The sequence below is a fragment of the Pseudomonas sp. AL03 genome (genome assembly GCF_029960815.1).
GTDB lineage: Bacteria > Pseudomonadota > Gammaproteobacteria > Pseudomonadales > Pseudomonadaceae > Aquipseudomonas.
This window is the reverse complement of the sequence record NZ_JASBRE010000013.1, coordinates 62,931-86,433: the sequence shown is the minus strand read 5'-3', so window position 1 is coordinate 86,433 and position 23,503 is coordinate 62,931. Positions and strand designations below refer to the sequence as shown.

Annotated in this window: 20 protein-coding genes and 4 pseudogenes; 16 read left to right on the top strand and 8 right to left on the bottom strand. The window is 58.3% G+C overall.

The annotated features are described in order from the left end of the window. The first annotated feature begins 249 nt into the window (after positions 1-249). The 4 genes from QK293_RS14690 to QK293_RS14675 are packed head-to-tail and all read left to right on the top strand — an operon-like array spanning position 250 to position 5,330. Positions 250-1,107 carry a cytochrome c gene (locus tag QK293_RS14690; protein WP_282378059.1) on the top strand — a complete coding sequence of 286 codons (858 nt, stop codon included), beginning with the start codon at positions 250-252 and terminating at the stop codon, positions 1,105-1,107. Between the two features lie 15 nt (positions 1,108-1,122). After that, positions 1,123-2,493 carry a cbb3-type cytochrome c oxidase subunit I gene (locus QK293_RS14685; protein WP_282378056.1) on the top strand — a complete coding sequence of 457 codons (1,371 nt, stop codon included), beginning with the start codon at positions 1,123-1,125 and terminating at the stop codon, positions 2,491-2,493. Beyond that, the gene (locus QK293_RS14680) at positions 2,493-3,308 is read left to right on the top strand and encodes a CbbQ/NirQ/NorQ/GpvN family protein (RefSeq protein ID WP_282378054.1); all 816 of its coding nucleotides are present in this window, start codon (positions 2,493-2,495) and stop codon (positions 3,306-3,308) included. The genes QK293_RS14685 and QK293_RS14680 overlap by 1 nt, the downstream gene beginning before the upstream one ends. Then, complete coding sequence (locus QK293_RS14675) at positions 3,309-5,330, top strand: VWA domain-containing protein (RefSeq protein WP_282378052.1); 2,022 nt, start codon at positions 3,309-3,311, stop codon at positions 5,328-5,330. Between the two features lie 93 nt (positions 5,331-5,423). On the opposite strand, the gene phaP is transcribed toward QK293_RS14675, so the two are convergent. Next, on the bottom strand, positions 5,424-5,990 hold the full coding sequence (gene phaP / locus QK293_RS14670) for a TIGR01841 family phasin (protein ID WP_282378049.1): 567 nt from the start codon (positions 5,988-5,990) through the stop codon (positions 5,424-5,426). A 254-nt stretch (positions 5,991-6,244) separates the two neighbouring features. Here phaP and QK293_RS14665 point away from each other — a divergent pair, with 254 nt between their 5' ends. Beyond that, complete coding sequence (locus QK293_RS14665; RefSeq protein WP_282378047.1) at positions 6,245-8,674, top strand: DUF3141 domain-containing protein; 2,430 nt, start codon at positions 6,245-6,247, stop codon at positions 8,672-8,674. A 23-nt stretch (positions 8,675-8,697) separates the two neighbouring features. Here the strand turns inward: QK293_RS14665 and QK293_RS14660 are convergent, their stop codons facing one another. Beyond that, positions 8,698-9,735: an AraC family transcriptional regulator gene (locus QK293_RS14660; protein WP_348775352.1), complete on the bottom strand. Its 1,038-nt coding sequence runs from the start codon at positions 9,733-9,735 to the stop codon at positions 8,698-8,700. Between the two features lie 319 nt (positions 9,736-10,054). On the opposite strand from QK293_RS14660, the gene phbB reads away from it, so the two are divergent. The 7 genes and pseudogenes from phbB to QK293_RS14625 all read left to right on the top strand — a co-directional run. Further along, a complete protein-coding gene (gene phbB / locus QK293_RS14655; protein ID WP_282378043.1) occupies positions 10,055-10,801 on the top strand; it encodes an acetoacetyl-CoA reductase in 747 nt (248 codons plus the stop codon). 64 nt (positions 10,802-10,865) lie between these two features. Continuing rightward, complete coding sequence (locus tag QK293_RS14650) at positions 10,866-12,044, top strand: acetyl-CoA C-acetyltransferase (RefSeq protein ID WP_282378041.1); 1,179 nt, start codon at positions 10,866-10,868, stop codon at positions 12,042-12,044. Between the two features lie 95 nt (positions 12,045-12,139). Beyond that, complete coding sequence (gene phaC, locus QK293_RS14645) at positions 12,140-13,843, top strand: class I poly(R)-hydroxyalkanoic acid synthase (RefSeq protein ID WP_282378039.1); 1,704 nt, start codon at positions 12,140-12,142, stop codon at positions 13,841-13,843. A gap of 332 nt (positions 13,844-14,175) precedes the next feature. Beyond that, positions 14,176-14,586 (top strand): antitoxin Xre/MbcA/ParS toxin-binding domain-containing protein, encoded by a 411-nt coding sequence (locus QK293_RS14640; protein WP_282378185.1) that lies wholly within the window; start codon positions 14,176-14,178, stop codon positions 14,584-14,586. After that, positions 14,583-14,925 (top strand): annotated as a pseudogene (locus QK293_RS14635) (RES family NAD+ phosphorylase); the annotation flags it as partial. The gene QK293_RS14640 and the pseudogene QK293_RS14635, both read left to right, overlap by 4 nt. A gap of 380 nt (positions 14,926-15,305) precedes the next feature. Beyond that, positions 15,306-16,460 (top strand): PatB family C-S lyase, encoded by a 1,155-nt coding sequence (locus QK293_RS14630; RefSeq protein ID WP_282378037.1) that lies wholly within the window; start codon positions 15,306-15,308, stop codon positions 16,458-16,460. A 41-nt stretch (positions 16,461-16,501) separates the two neighbouring features. Next, positions 16,502-16,597, top strand: a pseudogene (locus tag QK293_RS14625) (NAD(P)-dependent oxidoreductase); the annotation flags it as partial. Here QK293_RS14625 and QK293_RS14620 read toward each other — a convergent pair. From QK293_RS14620 to QK293_RS14610, 3 genes are read right to left on the bottom strand one after another with little or no spacing between them, the layout of a single operon-like run. Further along, entirely contained in the window at positions 16,593-17,042 is a 450-nt protein-coding gene (locus QK293_RS14620) for a YetF domain-containing protein (RefSeq protein WP_282378035.1), read from the bottom strand. The pseudogene QK293_RS14625 and the gene QK293_RS14620 overlap by 5 nt on opposite strands. A 7-nt stretch (positions 17,043-17,049) precedes the next feature. Then, positions 17,050-17,568 carry a hypothetical protein gene (locus QK293_RS14615; protein WP_282378033.1) on the bottom strand — a complete coding sequence of 173 codons (519 nt, stop codon included), beginning with the start codon at positions 17,566-17,568 and terminating at the stop codon, positions 17,050-17,052. Beyond that, on the bottom strand, positions 17,558-17,710 hold the full coding sequence (locus QK293_RS14610; RefSeq protein ID WP_282378031.1) for a CinA family protein: 153 nt from the start codon (positions 17,708-17,710) through the stop codon (positions 17,558-17,560). Before QK293_RS14610 ends, QK293_RS14615 begins: the two co-directional genes overlap by 11 nt. Positions 17,711-17,879: 169 nt before the next feature. Here QK293_RS14610 and QK293_RS14605 point away from each other — a divergent pair, with 169 nt between their 5' ends. The 4 genes from QK293_RS14605 (at position 17,880) to QK293_RS14590 (ending at position 21,097) form a co-directional block, all read left to right on the top strand. After that, positions 17,880-18,491 (top strand): Yip1 family protein, encoded by a 612-nt coding sequence (locus QK293_RS14605; RefSeq protein ID WP_282378029.1) that lies wholly within the window; start codon positions 17,880-17,882, stop codon positions 18,489-18,491. 46 nt (positions 18,492-18,537) lie between these two features. Next, positions 18,538-19,881 (top strand): sodium:proton antiporter, encoded by a 1,344-nt coding sequence (locus QK293_RS14600; protein WP_282378027.1) that lies wholly within the window; start codon positions 18,538-18,540, stop codon positions 19,879-19,881. A 188-nt stretch (positions 19,882-20,069) separates the two neighbouring features. Beyond that, on the top strand, positions 20,070-20,366 hold the full coding sequence (locus QK293_RS14595; protein WP_282378182.1) for a hypothetical protein: 297 nt from the start codon (positions 20,070-20,072) through the stop codon (positions 20,364-20,366). A gap of 254 nt (positions 20,367-20,620) precedes the next feature. After that, a complete protein-coding gene (locus QK293_RS14590; RefSeq protein ID WP_282378026.1) occupies positions 20,621-21,097 on the top strand; it encodes a hemerythrin domain-containing protein in 477 nt (158 codons plus the stop codon). A 58-nt stretch (positions 21,098-21,155) separates the two neighbouring features. Here QK293_RS14590 and QK293_RS14585 read toward each other — a convergent pair. The 3 genes and pseudogenes from QK293_RS14585 to QK293_RS14575 form a co-directional block, all read right to left on the bottom strand. After that, positions 21,156-21,428, bottom strand: a pseudogene (locus QK293_RS14585) (hypothetical protein); the annotation flags it as partial. 2 nt (positions 21,429-21,430) lie between these two features. Then, positions 21,431-22,451 (bottom strand): annotated as a pseudogene (locus QK293_RS14580) (PAS domain S-box protein); the annotation flags it as partial. 82 nt (positions 22,452-22,533) lie between these two features. Then, positions 22,534-23,442: a zeta toxin family protein gene (locus QK293_RS14575; protein WP_282378024.1), complete on the bottom strand. Its 909-nt coding sequence runs from the start codon at positions 23,440-23,442 to the stop codon at positions 22,534-22,536. Positions 23,443-23,503: the final 61 nt, after the last annotated feature.

The following is a 23,503-nucleotide window of genomic DNA, read 5'->3' as shown; positions in this document are numbered from 1 at the left end:
TGTTCGAATGCAGACCTCAAGCAATCGTCAGTGCAGCGGGCTAACGCTCTTTCGCGCGCACTCATACTCAATGTGCAACGCGAATGACCAGGCACTTTCCACCTGCACTTTCACATTGGGAGGCAGTCGTGCAAACAGTCTTGAAGCTCGTCAGCTATGCGGTGCTCGTGCTGATGGCCAGCGCGGTCGTCTATGCCGGAGTGATCGGCATCACCTATTGGACCGGCATCGGCGTATAGGGAGTTCGCAATGAACAAACGCCAGACACGCTCGTTCGCGCTGATATCAACGGCTATTGCTGCCGTGGTGTTTCTGGGCATGACCGTTGATAGTCACCGGCAGTTTCCCACACTGACCAATGCCCAACAGATCACGCCCCAGGTCACTCGCGGCAAAGATGTCTGGCACCAATACAATTGCATTAATTGTCACACCTTGTTCGGCGAGGGTGCTTATTACGCCCCAGACCTGACGAAAATCACCCAACAGCGCGGCGCCCCTTATCTCACTGCGTTTCTCAAAGACCCTTCAAAGTTCTATGACGAGCAACGCCATCGCCGGTTGATGCCGAACCTGAATCTTTCTGACGAAGAAATCGCTGCCTTGATCGCCTTTATGGATTGGGTGAGCAAGGTCGACAACCAAGGCTGGCCACCGCGTCCAATTCTGGTGACCGGCACGTCGATTCCCGGCATGGACCTCACCGTTGCGCAACAGAACGTCGCCGGCGGCAACCAGCCACCCGCCGCACGCCCAGTGTCCGGCAAGGAAGACCCGATCGCCTTGGGCGAGGCGCTGTTTCGAACAACCGCCACCCCGGTGTGCAGCGCTTGCCACTCGATTGCGCCGGGCGTCAACCTCGCCGGGCCGTCCCTGGCCGGGTTGGCCAGCCGGGCCAAGCAGGTCATCGCCTCGCCTGACTACAAGGGCAAGGCCAAGGACGCCGAAGACTTTATCCGCGAATCCATCGTCACGCCGAGTGCCTACCTGCATCCGGGCGACATGTTTTCCGCCAACGGCATGTCCTTCATGCCGGACACCTTCGCCAAATCGCTTACGCCTGAACAGATCGATCAACTGGTCGCCTATCTGGCGTCGTTCCAGTAACCGCAGGGGATGACCATGCGCTACAGATCTCAATCCGTCGCCTACTGGTATTTCGCCGTTGCCATGGTGCTGTTCGGCCTGCAACTGGTGTTCGGCCTACTGTCGGCGGCCAAATACCTCGGGCCGGATCCGCTGCTGGACCTTTTGCCATTCGATGTCACCAAGTCTATTCACACCAATCTGTTGATCGTCTGGGTGCTGACCGGGTTTATGGGGGCGACCTATTGGATGGTGCCGGATGAGTCCCGTGGTGAGTTGCACAGCACCCGACTGGCCTACATTCAGCTCGGGTTGTGGACGGCCATGGGTGTCACCGCCGTTCTGGGTTACCTGTTCGGTTATGGCACCGGGAACAAGCTGCTCGAACAACCGCTGCCGCACAAGATCGTGATCGTGATTTGCATGCTGATGTTCCTCTACAACATCGGCATGACGATCAAGAAAGCCGGGCGTTTCACTGCCACCGAGGGCGTTCTTCTGTTGGGTCTGGCCAGTGCCGCTGTGCTTTATCTGCCGGCGCTGCTGCATTATGAAAACTACGTGGTGTCGATCTACTACCGCTGGTGGACGATTCACCTGTGGGTCGAAGGTGTCTGGGAAATGATCCAGGGCGGCTTTCTTGCCTATCTGCTGATCAGACTGTCCGGTGCCGATCGCGAGGTCATGGAGAAGTGGCTGTACGTGATTGTCGGCTTGGTTTTCATTGCCGGCATCCTTGGCACCGCCCACCATTATTACTGGATCGGTGTCCCCTATTACTGGCTTCCATTGGGCGGCTTCTTTAGTGCACTTGAGCCCCTGGCGCTGGTCGGCATGGCGATCTATGCCTACAACGCGATGCGCCGCTCCGGCCTCTCTCACCCCAACAAACTGGCCTTACACTGGACGATGGGCAGCGCCCTGTTCACCATGTTTGGCGCCGGCCTCCTGGGGCTGGCCCACACCTTTCCCGACGTCAACAAATGGACCCATGGCACCCTGATCACCGCCATGCATGGCCATGCGGCCTTTTATGGAGCCTATGCCATGATTGTCCTGGCGATGATCACTTATGCGCTACCCGGCATAACCCGTCGTCCCGTTGAGGAAAGCAGCATCGGTTATTGGGCATTCTGGCTGCAGTTGGGAGGCATGTTCGGCATGACCCTGTCATTTGCCACGGCGGGCATTGGTCAGGTGTACCTGGAGCGCATTCTCGGTTTGGGCTACCTGGACGTGCAGCTGAAGATTCAGGTGCACTTCCTGATGCTGGTGGCAACGGCGTCGATGTTCAGCCTGGGTGCGGGGCTGTTCATCTACGATTTTTTCCGCCATGCACCGGACTTCAATGTCGATGAAGCCGATCCGGTCCTGGCCACACCTCAAGCCTCAAGCGCGACGTTGTGATGGAACGTTCGCTGATGCACGCCGAACCTGCGACGCTGCAAGCTGAGCCTTATTACCAACCCTGCGGCGACGAGGTAGCGATTTTCGAGCAATGCCATGCACAGCAACTGGCAATCATGCTGAAAGGACCCACCGGTTGTGGCAAAACCCGTTTTGTCGAACACATGGCTTGGCGTCTCAAGCGCCCGTTGATCACCATTTCCTGCCATGACGATCTGAGCGCCAGCGACCTGGTCGGGCGTTTCCTGATCGGTCACCAGGGCACCCATTGGACGGAAGGCCCGCTGACCCGTGCGGTGCGCGAAGGCGCTATCTGTTACCTGGACGAGGTGGTCGAAGCGCGGCAAGACACGATTGTCGTCCTGCACCCACTGACCGACCACCGACGCATTCTACCTCTGGACAAAATCGGCGAAATCCTCGAAGCCTCACCACACTTTCAACTGGTGGTGTCCTACAACCCCGGCTACCAACGAATACTCAAGGATTTAAAGCCGAGTACCCGACAGCGCTTCGTGGCGCTGGATTTTGACTTCCCGCCGGCCGAGCGCGAAATCGCCATCGTCATCCATGAGGGTGGAACCGACTACGCCACCGCCCATGCGCTGGTCACCCTCGCCCAGCGGCTACGCGCCTTGCAAGACCGGGGCCTGGCGGAAGTCCCCAGTACCCGTCTGCTGATCGCCACTGCACGGCTGATCACCCGCGGCATTGCTGCGCCCATCGCGTGCCGGGTCGCGTTGATCTCGCCGCTCTCCGATGACGTCGTGCTGGTGGCTGCCATGCGCGACCTCGTTGACCTGACGTTTATCTAAATGGCCGAAGCGGAGGACCTCATCACCGATGTCGCACGCCACGCAACGGTGTATGCACAGGCGTTGTGGCGGCGTCACCAGGGCCCCTCGGACACTGCAAAAATCGTTACCCTCGGGGATGTCGCACAACACCTCGATTTGCTGATCAAGGCGGTGTTCGACACCCACTATTCGCTGCGCGTCGCGCAACCACCCTCGCCCCCCACGCTACTGAAAAAGCTCTTGCTGCGTCACGAAAAGCCGTGTCGGCAAAGCGCCGTCCCGGCGACCGATGGCGTGTCTATATGGCTGCCGGAGAACTTGGGCGGCGACGAGGGTCCGCTCACGCTGGAACGTTATAAAACCCTGGCTTTGCAACAGGCGATGCGCGCCCAGCGAGGCAGTGCCACCGCGCTATCAGCCCTCGACAACCCGATGCAGCGCAGTGTCTATCGGCTCCTCGAAGCCTGGGCTGCTGATTCGGACTTGGTACGACTGTTGCCGGGGTTGGCGCCATCGATCCATGGCTTGCGCCATCATGCCTTGATGACCCGCCCGCCTCTTCACGCCTTTCCAATTCAGAGACAGCCCCTGGAAAACTTGCTGCGTTTACTGCTGCGCAGCGAATGCGGCAAACCTCTGGAAGGGCTGGAGATACCCGCCAAAACGGCCGACTCGCTGCAACAATCAGAAACCCTCGCACAACGTCTCATGTCCGTCGAAAAACTGCCCAGGCTCGACGCTCATCTGCTGCTGCTCGATGCCTGGACCGGCGACCTGCGCGAGCCGTTGGCGGGCGTGAAGACGCCGCCCCTGCCTGGCGAAATCGACACCACCGATACCCTGCCACGTAGCGCCCGCCTCGTACGCCAGCCCACTGCGCGCGAGGCCCGTACCGATGAAGACGACGATCAGGATCAAGGTTTGTGGATGGTGCAACCCGCCGAACCGTTGGAAAAGGCCGAAGACCCCATGGGGATGCAGCGCCCTGCCGACCGGGATACCGATACCCCGGCCGCTGATTTTGCAGAGTCATTGTCCGAACTCAACGAAGCGCGACTGGTGGTCACGGCAGGCCGCCCGAACGAAGTGCTGCTGTCTGACGACCCGCCACAGACCCGCGTCCAGCGCGGTGCACAGGACATTCCCAGCAACGCAGTCAGCTACCCCGAGTGGGATTACCGCAGCCAGATCTACCGTGTTCCGGGTACAACCCTGCAACTGTGTCCCGCCCAGGAAGGCCCGCAGCAGTGGGTCGAGCGAACCCTTGAGGCTCACCGCCCAGTGCTCGATGCCATCCGCCGGCAATTCGAATGCCTGCGGGCGCAGCGTGTCAGGCTGCGCAAACAATGGGAGGGCGACGATATCGATCTGGAGGCGTATATCGACGGTTGCGCCGAGGCCCGGGCCGGCCTGAGCATGCCGCAGGCGCTGTATCAAACCCAGCGCCGTAGCCGACGCGACATGGCGATCATGTTGCTGATCGACGTCAGCGGCTCCACTGACAGCTGGCTGTCCCACCATCGCCGGGTCATTGATGTCGAGCGCGAGGCGTTGCTGCTGGTTTGTGTGGCGCTTGAGAGCCTGGGCGAGCCCTATAGCGTGCTGGCGTTTTCCGGCGAAGGGCCGCAGCGGGTCACGATCCGCACCCTGAAAGCATTCGATGAGCGTTACAGCAATGAAGTCGGTCGGCGCATTGCCGCACTCGAACCGGAACGCTATACCCGGGCCGGCGCTGCCCTGCGCCACGCCAGCACGTTGCTGATGCGCGAAGCCTCCACCCACCGCCTCCTATTATTGCTCTCCGATGGCAAGCCGAACGATGTTGACCAGTACGCAGGCCGCTATGGTGTCGAAGACATGCGTCAGGCCGTGACCGAAGCCAAGCTCCAAGGCATCTATCCATTCTGTTTGACCATCGACCGTCAGGCGGCGAATTACCTGCCGGCGGTATTCGGATCGCGGCAATACGCCTTGCTGCACAGACCAGAACTGTTACCCAGCGTACTGCTGGACTGGATCAGACGACTGGTATCAGCGTGAACCAGAGCCTTCCTGCCAAGGTTTTTCGCGGCACACAAAAAATGGCGATGGGGAATGATCCCACCGCCATGAGTGCCGCTTGTTTGACGTGACTTACTTGTTACCGCTGGTAGCCTTGGCGCTTGCTGGGGCAGCTTTCGTGGCCGCGGCAGTCGCTGCGTCGAAACTACTCTGAGCCACATCGGAAGCCTGTTTTACGGCTTTCTGTGCACTTTCGAACACAGTACCGGCATTCGCCAGGCTCGACTTGAACGCTGCCACAACAGGCTCGGAGCCGGCCGGTGCATTCTTGCTGATCGCTTCAACGAACTCTTGCACCTGTTGGGTGCCAGCCTCGACCTGACTCGAGGTCAGTTTGGCGATGTCCGACTGAGTACCGACGATCAGTGCTTGAACCTGACGGTTGAACTCGGCCAGACGTTCGGTTTGCGCGCTCGGCTGGGTGAAAGAAGCCTGCAGCTCAGCAAAACCTTGTGGATCACGGACGGCCAGCAGCTTGCGAACACCTTCGAAGTGCTCTTCGGTGGAGTCGCGCAGTGCCTTGAACTGCAACTGGCTGAGCTGTTCAACGCTGGCGAAGACTTTGCCGCTGATTTGCTGCAAAAGATCGAGATTGGCTTTCTGAGCGGTTTGCAGTTTTTCCGAATTGAAAAAAGACATGCTTGAATCTCCTGGTACTGGAAGGCCCTGATGGACCTGAAGACGCGATAGCGATCCGGCCAGTCATCGCGTTAGCCTTGATATTGCAGTGCACAAAATCATTTGGCAACGTCTATTTTTGTGCGGTGCAAAATAAACTTTGCTCAAGCCCTCCCTATTCGCTATAAACTCCAGTCTGTCGAACGACCAGCCTAACCCTCTTTAACGAAGGGTTCAGATGCGCAGGTTCCCATGTAGAGCGTCAGGAGATCACGATGGGTCAGGAAGTGAATATTGCGCTGCAAGATGAAGAGCTCTTCGAACCCGTCGGTTTGTTTGAACACCTGAATCATCTGCAACGCCTCAATACCCGCAACGTCCTCGACGCCGTGCAGAAGCGCCAGGCAAAAACCTTCGCGCCTTTAAGCCTTGGGCAGCTCAGGCAGCCGACGCCCGCTGACTGGCAGGAATACTTCACGGACCTTGGCCAGCGCAGCGTGTTGTTCTGGGACACCTTGCGCCAACGCGGCGACAACACCCTGTCCCACGAACGCGCCGGGTATCCGCTGCTGCTCAAGTTCAATCATGCAACGCTGGTCGCCGGTGAAGACCTGCCTCGCCCGGTCAACTATTCGTTGTTGCAAATCCTCGCGGGCCCCGGGCAGCAGCTCGACAGCAAAAAACAGCCGGTGATCATCATTGACCCACGCGGCGGTCACGGCTCGGGCATCGGCGGTTTCAAACAGGATTCAGTCATCGGCGAAAGCCTGAGAGCCGGCCACCCGACCTACTTCATCTCCTTCAGTCACTCGCCACGCCCTGGGCAAACCCTCGCCGATATCACAGAAGCCCAGGCGCGGTTCATCGAAGTCGTCAGCGCCCGGCATCCAGACAGCGCCAAACCTGTCGTCATTGGCAACTGCCAGGCGGGCTGGGCGTTAATGGGCCTGGCCGCCACCCGGCCGAAGTTGCCAGGGTTGATCATCGTCAATGGTGCGCCGCTGTCGTACTGGGCCGGCGTCAATGGCCGCAATCCGATGCGCTACACCGGCGGTTTGCTGGGCGGTGGCTGGATGGCACGCCTCGGTAGCGACCTGGGTAATGACCGTTTCGACGGCACCTGGCTGGTCAGCAATTTCGAAAGCCTAGACCCGGCCAACACCTATTGGGGCAAGTACTACCACCTGTTCAGTGAAGTCGACAGCGAGGCCGCACGTTTTCTGGATTTCGAACGCTGGTGGGGCAGCCCGACCCTGCTCAATGGCGAAGAGATCGAGATGATTGTCGACGACCTGTTCATCGGTAATCAGCTGTCCGGCGGCCTCGGTCGCAAGAGCAGCGGGCTTGACCTCAAACTGATTGAAGTGCCGGTGGTGGTGTTCTGCTCGTATGGCGACAACATCACCTCCCCGCAGCAGGCATTGGACTGGATCACCGACGTCTATCCCAGCGATCTCGCGTTGCACAATGCCGGACGCACCATCGTTTACTTACGGCACGCGAGCATTGGTCATCTGGGCATCTTCGTGTCCGGTGAAGTGGCGCGGCGTGAACATCGAGAGTTACTCGGTGCGGTCGATGCAATCAATGCGCTGCCAGCCGGGCTGTATGAAATGCTGATCGAAGACCTGCCGGAGAACTCGGCTACGCCCTATGACGTGCGTTTCGAGCCCCGGCGTATCGCCGACATCCATGGCGAAGTGCAGAAGCCTCGTGATGACGATCGCGAATTCGCGCTGGTCCAGCGCGCGTCGGACATCAACAACAGTGTGTACGACGAATTCATACGCCCATGGTTGCGCCAGCTGATCAACGAACCCAGCGCAGAACTGCTGCGCCGGGCACACCCTTTCCATCAGCAGCAAGTGGCCTGGAGCAGTTTGAACCCGGCGTTGTGGTGGCTGGCAGGAAGCGCGGCCCTAGTGAGCAAGGATCGTCACCCCGCCAGCCAAAACAACCCGTTGCTGGCCTGGCAGGAACTGTTTTCCAACCAGATGCAGGACGCCTTGAACGGCTATCGGGATCTGCGTGATGCGGCCCAGGAAATGTGTTTCTACGGCGTGTATGGCGTACTCAACAGCCTCGCCGGCAATGCACCCGGGCGAAATCTCCAGGAACATGCCAAGCAACACGACAAGGTCCTGATCGAGCGGCTGCAGGATGCCCTGCCCCTTGGCGGTCTGATGGAAGCCTTGATACGGATTCTGTTCCTGCTGGGCCGTGACAGCGACAAGTCGGGCAAGGAAAGCGTGGAAAAATTGATCCTGCAACTGCAGGTGCTGCTCCAGGACGACAGTGCCGAGCCACTTGATCTGCGCGAAACCCTGCGCCTGCAAAAGCTGCTGGTCGCCACCCACCCGCAAGAAAGCCTGCACAGCCTGCCCTTGATGCTGGTTGAGGTCGAAGAGCGTCAACAAGTGCTGGCGGCCGTCGCCAATTTGCTGCCGGAACTGCTGACCAGCGGCGCAGACAACCCATTCTGGAGTGAGCTGCACACGCTGCTCGACGTCCCCCTGCCAGGTTTCAGCCTGACCCAACCACCCGGTGAGGCCGATGCCATCGAGGAGAAAATCCCGACGGCAACCCCAGAGCCGATCAAGCAGAAAACCCCAGCAGTGACCCCTCACCCCATGGCCAAAGTTGCGAGTCCAACGCGCAAACCTGCCAAGGGCAAGAAAGGCGTAAAAAAACCTCCGGTGAAATAACGTTTACGTTGAGGAGAACTGCGTCACACCGGCGCGGCCTCCTCGATTTCAAACGGTTCATCGGCCCTGTACCGACCGGGTGTCATGCCAAACCAGCGGCTACAGGCTTTATTGAAACTGCTGTGATCATGAAAACCAAGGAGATACGCGACATGCTTCATGTTGAAGTGAGAATGGCGCAGGTAGAAATCGGCCAATTGCCGGCGCACATCGTTCTGCACGTCCTTGAATTGCGTCCCTTCCTTTTCCAGCGCGCGTTGCAGCGTCCGCTTGCTCATGTTCAATGCTGTCGCGATCGACTCCATATCGCACTGCCCCTGGTCCTGACTCAAGCGCTCGGTAATCAACGCGCGAACCGTGCCGACAATGCAGAAACCAAACAGCAGATCCAGTTGAGCCTCGGCAAAACTGTCGTGCAGCACCGCCAACGCTTCGTTGGCCATGCTCAACGGACGTAGCAGCTCCTGCTCGTCAAACAAAATGCTGTCGTAAGGCGCGTCGAAATGCAGGTCGCAGCCAAACAGCCGTCGATGCTCGGAGGTGTCTTCAGGTTCGGGATAAGTGAAACCCACGCTCAAGGGGTGCGGTGAATTGCCGCCCGCCAGCTTACGGCAGAAACCCAGCAATGAAGCCAGCGCTGCATCGGTGTATTGGCGAGGTTTGACCGAACCTTTTTGTTGATGATCGAGCCCGGACAGCCGGTAATTCTGCTGTTCCGATGTAAAGAAAAGGCTGAAACCGGTGCCAATCAACGGACTGAAACGGACCAGGCGCTCAAGGGCTTTTTTCAGATTCAGGCTGGACATCATGGTGTAGCCGACGATCTGAAAGCTGCCGGGGTGGAAACTTCCATAGGCCTTCAAGCCGATGTCCGGATCGCCCGAGGCCTGAGCGGCCAGCTCCCATAATCGATAGATATTCCTTCGCTCGCAAAACGCTCCTGGTGTGTTCGCGAGATTAATGTCTAGTCCAGCTTCCCGACACAGACTGGCAACATCCAGTCCTTGAGCCGAGAGCGTATTTACCAGCACGCTGGCATAGCCTGAACTCATTCTATACATGGCGTCCTCAATGACCTGTGGAACCGAACATCCTGTCCGGAGCCATAACTGATCTGCGTTGAATCGAAATGCTAACGGGGTGTTTAGTGGCCAATATTGATCCCAGTATAGGTAGTCCTGATTTTTAGCCACTATTTCACGCCATTCGTCGCCCTGTAGCAGCCGCTTGGCGATGCCAACAGCAGTGAACAGTTCAGTTTCATTCCATGCATGGCACCGTTGGACACCACACAGTCACCTCTCAACACTTCCGCACACCCCGCCAATACCGAACAATCCACCCATCTTGCAGCGCAAAACACAAAAAGGAAGAGAGTGTATGAAGTCGCTTAGTCGTATTGCGTTGGTCACGGGTGGTATGGGTGGGATTGGCACTGCGATAAGCCAACGCCTGTACAAGGAAGGATTCAAGGTCATCGTGGGCTGCAGCTCTGACTCCGCCCGCAAGAACGAATGGATGGCGAGCCAACTGGAGGCGGGTTATCAATTCGAATGCATCTATGGCGACATCACCGATTGGGAATCAACGCGCAAAGCGTTCGAGATGGCACGTGAGCAATTCGGCCCCATCGATGTATTGGTCAACAACGCCGGCATCACTCGCGATGCGTCCTTTCGCAAACTGACTCCGGAAGACTGGAATGCAGTCATCGGCACCAACCTGACTGGCCTGTTCAACACCACTAAACAGGTGATTGAAGGGATGTTGGCCAAAGGTTGGGGACGGGTTATCAACATCTCGTCGATCAACGGTCAGCGCGGCCAGTTCGGCCAGACCAACTACAGCGCGGCCAAGGCCGGCATCCATGGCTTCACCATGGCTCTGGCCCGGGAAGTGTCCGGCAAGGGCGTGACCGCCAACACCGTCTCCCCAGGCTACATCCAGACCAGTATGACCGCGGCCATCCGTCCAGACATTCTCGACGCCATGATCGCAGCCACACCGGTCGGGCGCCTTGGCCAACCCGAAGAAATCGCCTCCATCGTGGCCTGGCTGGCTTCCGATGAATCGGGCTACAGCACCGGCGCGGACTTCTCGGTCAACGGCGGCATGAACATGCAGTAGACCGGCCAGGGCAAGGGCGCCCTGCTCGCGCTAGACGAATGTTGTCTTTTTTATGAGGTCACGCATGAACGAAGTCGTAATCGTTGCCGCTACACGTACCGCCGTTGGCAGTTTTCAAGGCGCCTTGTCCGCGATTCCAGCCACCGAACTGGGCGCGGCGGTCATTCGCCGCCTGCTGGAAGAGACAGGTCTGGACGGCTCGCAGATCGATGAAGTGATCCTCGGTCAGGTACTCACCGCAGGCTCGGGGCAAAACCCCGCACGCCAGGCGGCCATCAAGGCCGGCCTGCCCCATACCACCCCTGCCCTGACCCTGAACAAGGTCTGTGGTTCGGGACTCAAGGCGGTCCAGCTTGCGGTCCAGGCCATCCGTTGTGGCGACGCCGAACTGGTGATTGCCGGCGGTCAGGAAAACATGAGCCTGGCGCCCTATGTTCTGCCCAAGGCACGCACCGGTTTGCGTCTGGGTCATGCGCAATTGCAAGACAGCGTGATTCAGGACGGTTTGTGGGATGCCTTCAACGACTACCACATGGGCATTACCGCAGAGAACCTGGCGCAGAAGTACGACCTCAGTCGCGAAGAGCAGGACGCTTTCGCCGCCGCCTCGCAACAGAAAGCCGCTGCGGCCATCGAAGCGGGTTACTTCAAGCGTGAAATCACCCCGATCCTGATCCCTCAGCGCAAGGGTGAGCCGCTGGCCTTCGACACCGATGAACAGCCGCGCCCGAACAGCACGCTGCAAGCATTAAGCAACCTCAAACCCGCGTTCCAGAAAGACGGCAGCGTGACGGCCGGCAACTCGTCGACCCTCAACGATGGTGCCGCCGTGCTGTTGCTGGCCAGCGCCGCCAAGGCCAAGGCCCTCGGCTTGCCGGTGCTGGCACGCATCACGGCCTACGCCAGTGCCGGTGTGGACCCCTCGATCATGGGTATCGGCCCGGTACCGGCCACCCGCCTGGTACTGGCGAAAGCCGGCTGGACCCTGGACGACCTCGACCTGATTGAAGCCAATGAAGCGTTCGCTGCGCAATCACTGGCGGTCGGTAAAGAACTGGGTTGGGACACCAGCAAGGTCAACGTCAACGGCGGCGCGATTGCCCTCGGTCATCCGATCGGCGCATCGGGCGCGCGGATTCTGGTGTCGCTGTTGCACGAACTGATTCGTCGCGACGGCAAAAAAGGCCTGGCCACGTTGTGCATCGGTGGCGGCCAGGGCGTCAGCCTGGTGATCGAGCGCTAGAACACAGGAGTGTTCGTTTAAGTGGCTGACGCGGCGCCGAAGTCCGGCGCCGCGGCTTTTTTTCGCTCGGTTTACGTAAGTGGGCAAGGAGTTCCATGGACAACAACGCGCATACCTTCAACACTTTCTGGTCAGGCCAGGTACCGTTCATTGCCTCCTATGCAGTGCAACAATTACGTCTCTGGGTCAGCACCAATCCGTGGTTTACCGGACAAGAATACAACGAGTGGTTTGACCTGCCGCGCGGTACCCTGGACAGCCTTCAATCGGATTACCAGCAGCAATGGGGCGAACTCGGCCAACGTCTGCTGACCGGTCAGCCCTTCACCTTCGACGATCGACGTTTCGCCAGCGGCAACTGGAGCCAGCCACTGTTCGGCTCCCTCGCCGCCTTTTACCTGCTCAACGCCGGGTTTCTGCTCAAGCTGCTGGAAAAGTTAGCGATCCCGGACAAAAAACCGCGCCAGCGTCTGCTGTATCTGGTGGAACAAGCCATTGCTGCCGGGGCGCCGAGTAACTTTCTGGCCAGTAATCCCGATGCGCTGCAACGGGTCGTCGATACTCAGGGAAGCAGCCTCCTCACTGGCCTGTTGCACTTGGCCAGCGACCTGCAAGAAGGCAAGATGCGCCAGTGCGACGCCGGCGCTTTCAAAGTGGGCGTCGACCTCGCCAACACCCCCGGCGAAGTGGTCTTCGAGAACGAACTCTTCCAGCTGATTCAGTATTACCCGCAAACCGAAACCCAGTATCGGCGCCCGGTGTTTGTCGTGCCGCCGTCAATCAACAAGTACTACATTCTCGACTTGCGCCCGGACAACTCGATGGTGGGCCATCTGTTGAAACAAGGACACCCGGTGTTTCTGATGTCGTGGCGCAACTTCGACCAGGAACACGCAGGCACCACCTGGGATGACCTGATCGAAACCGGCATCCTCAAAGGCCTGCAAGTGACCCGCGAGATTAGCGGCGAGCAGCGGCCCAATTGCGTCGGTTTCTGCATCGGCGGCACCTTGTTGAGCTCGGCGCTGGCCGTCCTGGCGGCGCGCGGCGACCGCGAGATCGGCAGCGTGAGCCTATTAACCACCTTCCTCGACTACCTCGATACCGGCCCCATCGACATCTTCGTCGACGAACAATTGGTGGCCTACCGCGAGCGCACCATCGGCGGCCTGGATGGTCCCATCGGCCTGTTCAAGGGCGAGGACATGGGCAACACCTTCTCGCTGCTGCGCCCCAACGACTTGTGGTGGAACTACAACGTCGACAAATACCTCAAGGGCCAGAAACCGATCCCCCTTGACCTGCTGTTCTGGAACAACGACAGCACTAACCTTCCAGGCCCGATGTACTGCTGGTATCTGCGTCACACCTATCTGCAGAACGACTTGAAATCCGGTGAGCTGGACTGTTGCGGGGTCAAGCTGGACCTGCGCGCCATCGATGCTCCGGCGTACATCCTCGCCACCCATGACGATCACATCGTGCCGTGGAGAAGCGCTTACGCCAGCACCGAGTTGCTCTCCGGGACCAAGCGTTTTGTGCTGGGCGCTTCGGGGCATATCGCCGGAGTGATCAACCCACCGGCCAAGGAAAAGCGCCACTATTGGACCAACAATCGGGTCACTAAAAACCCTGAAACCTGGTTCAAGAATGCCGAGCAACATGCCGGTAGCTGGTGGAATGACTGGTTCGTCTGGCTGGCTGAACAGTCCGGCGAACGCCAGCCTTCCGTGCTGCACACCGGTAACACGCAATACCCGGCGATAGAGTCGGCACCGGGGCGTTATGTGATGCAATGACAGGCAGCCCCGCGCCATAACTTCTATTGCGTGCTGATGCCGAGCGCGAAAAACTTGGGCGTTGTGGTAATGCCATTTCAGTAGTAACGCATACCTTGTAGCAGCTGGCGAAGCCTGCATCCGGCTGCGCAACCGAACGCAAGCTCGACAGCTGCTACAGGGCCGAAAGGGGCGGTGCGGCGTTCCGACAAGCCCCCTCGCCACAGAGGCAGTGGCTACTCAGACGGGTCGAGTTGATCCAGTGCCATCAAGCAGACAAGCCTGCCGTCAAATCCACAGGGAAAGCAGTCGTAGCGACGGAGACAAAGAGTGTTACCCGAAAGCCGACTGAGGTGCTGTTACATGGCCGCAAAGGTGATACGCGCCTGTTGATCATCCGATACACACAGGAAGGCTTTGACCAGAGCGACGTCAGGGACATGCTTTCTATATCCGATCTTTACATGGCGCACGGCCTTGTTCAGCGCATTACAGGGAAGTCCCTCAGGACCGTCCAGCGCTTAGCGAAGGAGACCAAACCAGTGCGGCTAAACCAACAACAAAGTACAGTCGCCTTCCAGTATGCGCAGGCCCTGGAGCACGCCATCAACGTGTTTGGCAATCAGCTGTTGGCTGAGGACTGGTTGAAGAAACCCTGCAAATACCTGGACGGAAATATCCCGCTGGAGCTGATCGACAACTCGCTTGGCTTCCAGGTAGTCGAGGACTATTTGACCCGGATTGGACACGGGGTTTATCAATGAATCCTTTGCCCTGGGATGGGAAGCGGCACGCTTGGCGCCTTGACCACGAGGTCTTCAAGGACACGTGGGACAGTGGCATTGGTGCGCAGCAATCCAGTGGTCGATGGAACCCTCCCGTCCACTGCCATTTTGGAAGTCGCGGCCCACGCAGGCTTCGATACGCTCGATAGGGTGCCTCACGTGTTGACGTGCTTCGAAGTGCTGGATTCGAATTTCATCAAGATTGTTCAGCCCGAAGATGCGTCGAACCCGAATTGGCTCATCCCGTCTCAACTCTCGCCCAATCAGCAGCTGTTTGCTGATGAGCTGCTGGCCGAGCATCCCTTTCTGCTCATCCCGGGTTTGAAGCCCGGCCGCGCCACCGGGCGCTATTGCCTTCCTTGAGGGGCGCACCTGCTCGGCGAAGGCTGGCGCCGGGGCCCATGCCCAGCACGCCGAGGCTCGAGCCCGCAAGGCCGATACCGGCGACCTTGAAGAACTGACGACGGTTGAGGTCCATCGTGCACTTCTGTCAGGTGGAAACCCGGTGCTTTTATCGGGTTCTTCTGGACAATCACGGTGGCGGCAGTCTGGCTGCCGACACTTAAAGCTGTAGACACTGCATCAGCGTATTGTGTGAAAACCGACCGTCGGCGGTGCTGCGGCTCATTCTGTCGCCACGGATCAAACTGGCGCTTATCATTGCCCCACGTTCAACCACGCCTTTTATGAGACTGAGCATGACTTTCGATTTTGACCAGGTGTTCGACCGCCACAACACCGGCAGTACCAAATGGAGCCGTTACCCGGCTGACGTGTTGCCGATGTGGGTGGCCGACATGGACTTCTCCGCACCGCCGGTGATCATCCAGGCCCTGCAAAAACGTCTGGAGCACCCGATGCTCGGCTACAGCGTGGCCCAGGATGACTTGCGCGATGCCATCGTCGCCGACCTCTGGAACAAGTACGCCTGGCGCGTCGAGCCTCAGGCGCTGATTTTTCTGCCAGGCGTGGAGTCGGGTTTCAATATGGCCCTGCATGCGCTGGTCCAGCCGCAGCAGAACGTCGTGGTCCAGACGCCCAACTACCCGCCGCTGCGCCATGCGCCGGGCCATTGGGGGCTGAACAAGGTCGAACTGAATTTCGACGCGCTGGCGGACGGTACGTATGCCTCGCTGCTCGACGCCTTGCACCAGTCCCTGGAAGGTGGCGGCGCCCTGCTGCTGAGCAACCCACACAACCCGCTGGGCAAGGTCTTCCCGAGGGAAGAACTGCAAGCGGTGGCTGACATCTGCCTGGAACAGGACGCCTGGATTATCTCCGACGAGATTCACGCCGAACTGTGCTTCGACGGACGCAGGCATGTGCCGATCGCAACGTTGAGCCCGGAAATCGCCAAGCGCACCATCACGCTGATGTCGGCGAGCAAAGCGTACAACATCGCCGGGCTGAAAACGTCGTTCATGATCATTCAGGACAGGGCCATCCGCGAGCGGGTCAACCACGCGCGCTGCGGACTGGTCGACAGCGTCAACCCGCTGGGCCTGGAAGCCACCCGCGTCGCCTACCGCGAAGCCGGGCCATGGCTGGTCGAGCTGATGGCCTACCTGCAAAGCAACCGCGATTACCTGGTCGACGCCGTTCGCACCCGATTGCCGGGTGTCACTATGAACGTGCCCCAAAGTACCTATCTGGCGTGGCTCGATTGCTCGGCGCTGGAGCTGGACAACCCACAGCAGTTCTTCCTTGAACACGCCAAAGTCGGGTTGAGCGCGGGCCTGGAATTCGGCGACGACAGCAAACAGTTCGTTCGCCTGAATTTCGGCTGCCCACGGTCGTTGCTGGAAGAAGGCATCGCGCGGATGGAGCGCAGTTTGCTCAATCGAAAGGCCTAACCTTTTGATTGATTGTTCCCACTCCCGCGTGGGAACAATCAAGTTCGATCATCAACACCCGCTCGGTCAATTCGGACATGCCCAAACCTACCCTCCTGCCTTACGCCACCACCAAGGGCGCGATTGCCAACTTCACGACCGCTCTTGAGCAATCACCGATATCTTGCCGTTGCGCTCCAGGATCGCAAACTTGATTTGATCAAGAGTCTCGATGCCCTGACTGGAGCGTGCGGCTTCCATGATGTCGGCCTCGATCAATCGCGCGTGGTGCAGGCGTTTGTGTAGAAATTTGCCATTCTCGACGATGATCGTCGGCCCACCATCGATCAGCTGTGATATCCATTGCGAACGCTGTTTGAGCAGCGACAGGCCGACGTCGATGACAATCAGCGTGACGATCACCAACATCGAATTGGTCAGGGAAAAGTCATCGCCCAGCAACGCCTGTTGCGTCGCCTCACCGATGATCATCAACAGCAAAAAATCGAATGTCGTCAACTCGGCCAAAGAACGCCGGCCAGCAATCTTGAACAGCACCATCAGCGCCAGATACATCGCGGCCGCGCGCAATACCGAGTCCATAGGTCACCTAAGGGAAAATGAATTGATCGAGGTTCACGGGCATGGCGCCGGGCGATGCAATGCGGCTGCGAAACAGTCCCAGCCCATCGCCGCGCAACGTCAGATAAAGGGTTGCCTGGCCCTGAGCGTCGGTCTGCACCCATAGCGTCATGCCCTGCCCGCCACTGATGGCGCGCAGGGGTTGCGGTTGCAGGGTTTCGATGTTGAAACCGTCCAGCAGTGCCCCGGTCAGTTCCAGCTCAACGGTGGCATTGGGCGCACCGCTCACGCTGATCTGCATCGGGTTGGACGATCCGTGGCGGTGGAACATCTCGTATTGCACCCGGACCTTGCCGTCGTCACCGTGAACATCCCGGGTGCTCAGCGGCCCGCGTGAAAACAGCCCGAGCAGCGCCAGCAACACCAACAGCACCAGGGTGTACCAGCCCCAACGCTCGAATCGCCAGACCTTGACCTGATGCGTCATGTCTTCGCGCACCGGATAGTCGCGGCTGTGGTAATCGGTATGGCCGGATTCATCGTTCATCGGATGCACCCCTGCCCGGTCTGACAGGCCCAGACGAAACAAATGGTGCCGGCCGGAATGCCCCCGCCGTACAAGACTCGGCGGTGGTCAGCAGCAAGTTGTTTTGACGCAAGTACTCGACCACGGATTGGCTGATGCTCATGGCAAATCATCCAGAAAGGAGAGCTGCTCGGTTGACCTTCGTCGTCTCCAAACATTCCCTTTATCGGACCACGCTCGGTTCAGGGATAAAAAAGTGAACCCTGTCAGAACTCGCTCCTCAATACGTTTAGGGCCACCTGCTATGGGCCGCTCCAGATCAGGAGGTCATCATGTCCGCACCTATCATCAAGCTGTTTACCCAACCGAACTTCGCGTGGACGGATATCCGCAAGGAAGAGGAAGCGCATCCACGCCACTACCTCGCTCATTTACTGCTGCTCGCCTTGATCCCCGCCGTGTGCCTGTTTGTCGGGACCACCTATGTTGGTTGGAGCCTGGCCGCGAATGAAACAGTCAAGCTCAGCACCGCCAGCGCATTGCAACTTTGCGTGTTGCTGTACGTGACCATCGTCGCTGGCGTTGCGCTGATGGGGCTGTTCATCCGCTGGATGTCGCGCACCTTTGACACGCGACCGACCGTCAATCAATGCATCGGATTTGTGGCCTACACCGTGACGCCGTTTTTCCTTGCAGGCTTCGCTGGTTTATACCCGAGCCGCTGGCTGGCGATCCTGGTGCTGGGGGCGGCGGCGATCTATTCCACGTTTCTGCTGTTTGTCGGCTTGCCGACCTTTATGCACGAGCGCAAGGAACAAGGCCTGCTGAATGCTGCTTGCGTCTGGGGCGTCGGATTGCTGGTGCTGGCCACCATGCTGATTTCAATGATCCTGCTGTGGTTCAACGTACTGACACCGGAATACCTGCGCGCGACCGTCGGTTGATTGCCAAAGGCCCTTCATCGCGGCACGCACCCGGCGAGTACAGAGCATGAGTTTTATTGTATGGGTGGCGGTGTTGGGTGCGGTGCTGATGACGCTGGCGCTGACGTCGTCGTACCTGCGCTGGATGCCGGTGACCACGTCGGCGGTGTGTCTGGTGCTGGGTGTGGCCATCGGGCCCGCGGGGCTTGGGCTGTTGAAACTGGACACCGATAATGCGTCCACCTGGATGGAGCACCTGACGGAAGTCGCGGTGCTCTTTTCGTTGTTTGTCTGCGGTTTGAAGTTGCGCTTGCCGCTCAAGGATAAAACCTGGCGCATCGCCTACGGCTTGGCCGGCCCGGTCATGGTACTGACCATTGCTGGCGTCAGCCTGTTGCTGCATTACGGCTTCCAACTGTCCTGGGGCGCCTCCGTGTTGATCGGCTCGATTCTGGCGCCCACCGACCCGGTACTCGCCGCCCTGGTGCAAGTCAACGATGCCCGGGATGATGACAGCGTGCGCTTCGGGCTGTCGGGTGAAGCCGGGCTCAATGACGGGATAGCCTTCCCGTTTGTGATCCTCGGACTGCTCCTGGTGCAACACGACGGCAACCCCGGCTGGCTGAGCGATTGGGTGCTGCGCAGTCTGTTGTGGGCAGTCCCGGCCGGCTTGCTCACTGGCTACTGGATGGGGCGCGGTATTGGCCGCCTGACCTTGTTAATGCGCATCAAGAATGACGACAGCACCCTGTCCCCTAATGATTACCTCGCCCTCGCCTTGATCGCCCTGGCGTATGTCGGGGCCGAGTCGATTCACGGTTACGGCTTTCTGTCGGTGTTCGCCGCCGGACTGGGTTTGCGCCACGAAGAAGTCAAATCCACGGGCGATGACGAGCTTCCCGCCGAGCATCTGGTTCAGCCTGTTGTGGGTCATCAGAACGTCGAGCCGCAGCATGCCGTTCATGGTGATACCGCAAGCCTTGAAGACACTCAGGTCGCCGCGGGCATCATGATGGGCGACATGCTCGCCTTCGGCAGCCTGGTGGAACGGGCCATGGAAGTATTTCTGGTGACACTGCTCGGCGTAGTGCTGATGGCGCACTGGGACTGGCGCGCGTTGCCGATCGCCGGCGTGTTGTTTTGCCTGATTCGACCGCTGTGCGTCGTCGCCATGCCCTGGGGGGGGTTGCTCAACAGTCGCCAGCGAATGCTGATTGGCTGGTTCGGCATACGCGGCATCGGCAGTCTGTATTACTTGTTTTATGCCCTTAATCATGGGTTGGGCCAGTCGATGTCAACGCTCTGTATCGACCTGACCTTGTCGGTGGTCGCCCTAAGCATCCTCATCCACGGGCTCAGCACTCAACCGCTCCTGATTCGATATGAACGGCAAAAAAAACAGGATGTTTGATTTTATGTCTGTGCGTTTAGGGCCGGAACTATCGAATTTTAACGCTCATAAAATTGAAATCCTTTTGCGATCCTGGAGGTCACAACCTTAATCCCTCCCGGCTTTTGCACGGCGGGACTTGCCAGGTTCGGTTCCCCTGTGGCGTCGATGCCTATCAAAAGAGACCTCGAGAAAATCAGGTGCTGGTCATGATTCACTATTCCACCTCCGATGAAATCAAAGCCTGCCGGGCATTCGCCCTGGAACGTAATCGTCAAATGTTTGAAGAGGCCCAGGCGCTGAGCCGCAGCGCTTTTGCATTACTCGAGGGCAGTGACATGGACGTGGAGCTGTTTGATCGTTATCAGGCCATGCGCAGAAAAGCCGACTTTACGTTCCAGGAGGCGATCGAGCACTTGCGGGTGCTCAACGAGGATTTCCCACCTGTCTCGCTGTCCACACAAAACGCTCATCGTTTGCACCCGCCGCTCGAACCCAGAACATGAACCTGAAAAGCCCGGCATAGTCGCCGGGCTTTTTATTGTCTGGGACATCAATGCTCCACTGCGAACTGCATGAGTCAATGTCCAGACTCATGCAGGCTGCATGACCGCAGATTGCCATTAGTCACTTCAAACTATTGTTTTATAAGCAAGTTATCGCACCGGATAATCGGCACGACAAATGCTCAAGGACTATGAGCGACTTTCGGCCTTGAGACCGTTCGCGCTCACCCCTGACTCGTTGGAGAGATTCGACCATGAACGCCATTGACCTGTTGAAAGCCGACCATGAACGTGTAAAAGGCATCCTGACCCAGTTAAGCGAATCCACCGAACGTGGTGTGAAAAAGCGCAGCGAGTTGCTGGCCAAGCTCGAAATGGAGATTGCCATTCACACCCGTCTCGAAGAAGAAGTCTTGTACCCGGCGTACAAGAAAGCCGGGGGTAAGGAGCAGGACATCATGTATTACGAAGCCAAGGAAGAACATCGCACCGTTGATTCGCTGGTGCTACCAGACCTGAAAGTCACCGACCCGTCCACCCCGGAATTCGCCGGTCGCGTGAAAGTGGTCAAGGAACTGCTGGAGCACCACATCGAAGAAGAGGAAACGGAAATGTTTCCTCAGGCCAAAAAACTGCTGGGTAAAGCCACCCTGGAAGAATTGGGCGCGCAAATGGAAAGTTTGAAGGCCCAGTACAAGAAAGAAATGAGTGCAGCCAATCTGGCGGCTTGATGCAGGTGGCGGGACAGCAAATGGCCTGGCATATGCCGGGCCTTCTTGGTTGTTCGGTTCACGCGCCGGGGTTGGTCACCTGGATGTAAAACGCATAGCTGCCCAGCAGCACCCAGAACGTGGCGAAAACCCACGGCGTACGCACGGAAAATAACAACGACTTGCGATATCCCTTATGGGACGATTCCATCTCACTGAACAGCGGCGAATCATCGTAAGCAAGCCCCATCAAGGGCTCACTGCGCAGCAATTGACTCTGCTTGAAATGCCAATGATCGATGATGTCGTATGCCGCGCGAATCCCCGGCCAGGCGTTGAGCGAACTGAGCAGTCGGTGGCAAGAATGATCGGCAGGCTCGGCTTCATGACCCGGATAGCCTGCGCCAGTTGCGCGCCATTCATCTGCGGCATGGCCATGTCCGTGATAACCAGATCAATCGCCTGTTTGCTGTCGAACATTGCCAGCGCCTGTGCACCGGACGCTGCACTGATCACTCGATGCCCCAGGTCCTCGAGCAACAGGCAGGTACTCGTCAAAACCAGGCTGTCGTCGTCCACCACCAACACGCACAGACAACCGGTTTGGGTTCTGGTGAAAAACACGTTTCGAGCACCACGGAAGGTCCGAGGGAGCTGCGCAACGGTCCTGTGATCCCTTGCACCCGCGCCGGGATCTCGACGGGTTCGGCTTTGAGCGCCTGGCGCCTGGCGCCTGGCAAACGCCAGCATGCGCTGAGTCAGGGTGACGCCACGCAAGGCACCTTGAGTGGCGTTGTCCACCAATCGGGTAATTCTCGAATGCCCCCGACGCGTTTGCGGATGATTTTCAGATTGCCGAGGATGACAGTCAGCAAATTGTTGAAGTCGTGGCAATACCGCCACCGAGTTGCCCGATGACCTGCATCTTCTGCGCCTGAAACAGCGCTTCGCGGGTTTGTTCCAGGGCCTGCTGGGCTTGTGTGACTTCGGTGATATCACGGGTGATCTTGGCAAACCCGAGTAACGTGCCCGACGGGTCGAGAATCGGATCGATAACCACATGGCACCAGAAATGCGTGCCGTCCTTGCGAACCCGCCAGCCTTCCCCCTCAAAACGCCCCTTCCTGATCGCCGTGTCCAGTGCTCGATGGGGTAAACCGGCACGGCGGTCCTCTTCGGTATAGAAGCGCGAGAAGTGTTGGCCGAGAATCTCGGCCTCCTCATACCCCCTGAAACGCTTGGCGCCAGCGTTCCAGCTGGTGATGATTCCATCGGGATCAATCATGTAGATCGCGTAGTCAATCACAGCATCGATCAACAGGCGAAAACGACTGTCCTCGATGGCGCTGGCTTTGGTCCGGCCGCGCTCATTGATCCCTCACGTCACTGTTGTTTTTCTGGAGTATGCGACAAGCCGGGATTTTGGAAAGCCCCAAAGCACCTCTCGACGTAAAGTGTTATCGGATCACGTATTTGGCGATGTAGGTGTACAGGTCGTTGTAGACAAAGGCTGGGACATAGGAGGCATGCGTCCCGGCCTTGAGCAATGCCAGATGGCATTCTTTGACAATTTCGTAGTGGCCGTTCACCGCGAAAACGTGGTTATCCGTAATGCGCGAGTAAACGATGTACTCAAAAGGCCTCAGGGTCGTCGTTGTAGTCACCGAGCCGTCGGCAGCTTTGGTGTAGGTGCTCTGAGCACGCACCGTCCGCTCGTTCAACACACCGAACCCACGTTCGTACACAGTGATTTGCGAACCGCTGACTGCCTTTGCAGCCGTCTCGAAAGCCAGGATGATCGCTTGTGCGTAACCCATGCTGGTATTCAGTTTTGACACCGTGAGAAACCTTTCCATTTCTTGATTTTCAAGGCTTTTGAGTGCTCGTTTAATACTCGACACATGAGCAAACTCTTGAGTGCAGCCAACGATGTGAGTCTCGAACTGATAACCCTGGGCTGTTGCCGTCGGTGGAAAAGCCGCGAATTCGATACTGTCGAACGCACATTCCATAATGATGTTGTATTTGCCGGTGAAGACCTGCGTAAAGATCTTCGCGCTGAGTTCTCGGACGAATGCCTCGGTATGCTCATACGCATGCAAGACGCCGAGTCTGATCATCTCTGGGTATTGGGGGTGTTTTTTGCGGTAGTCGGGCAGGTACAGACGAACATAGTTGTCGTAGCGTTTTGAAGGCAGCAGATTCTTTTCCAGCAGATAGGTTTTACCTGACCCTTGCAGCCCGGCAACGACCAGCATTTTGGGGATTGCCTCGACCGTGATGCCGCAGAACAGCCTCGCTTTTATTTCATCGAATGCTGCGGTGACCTGCTCAGGGGTGTACGTGTATTTCGGTGCTGCTGACATACCTTGATTTCCTTATCAAAGATTGGTTTGAATGTGATGACTCGCCCTTTGAATAAAGCGG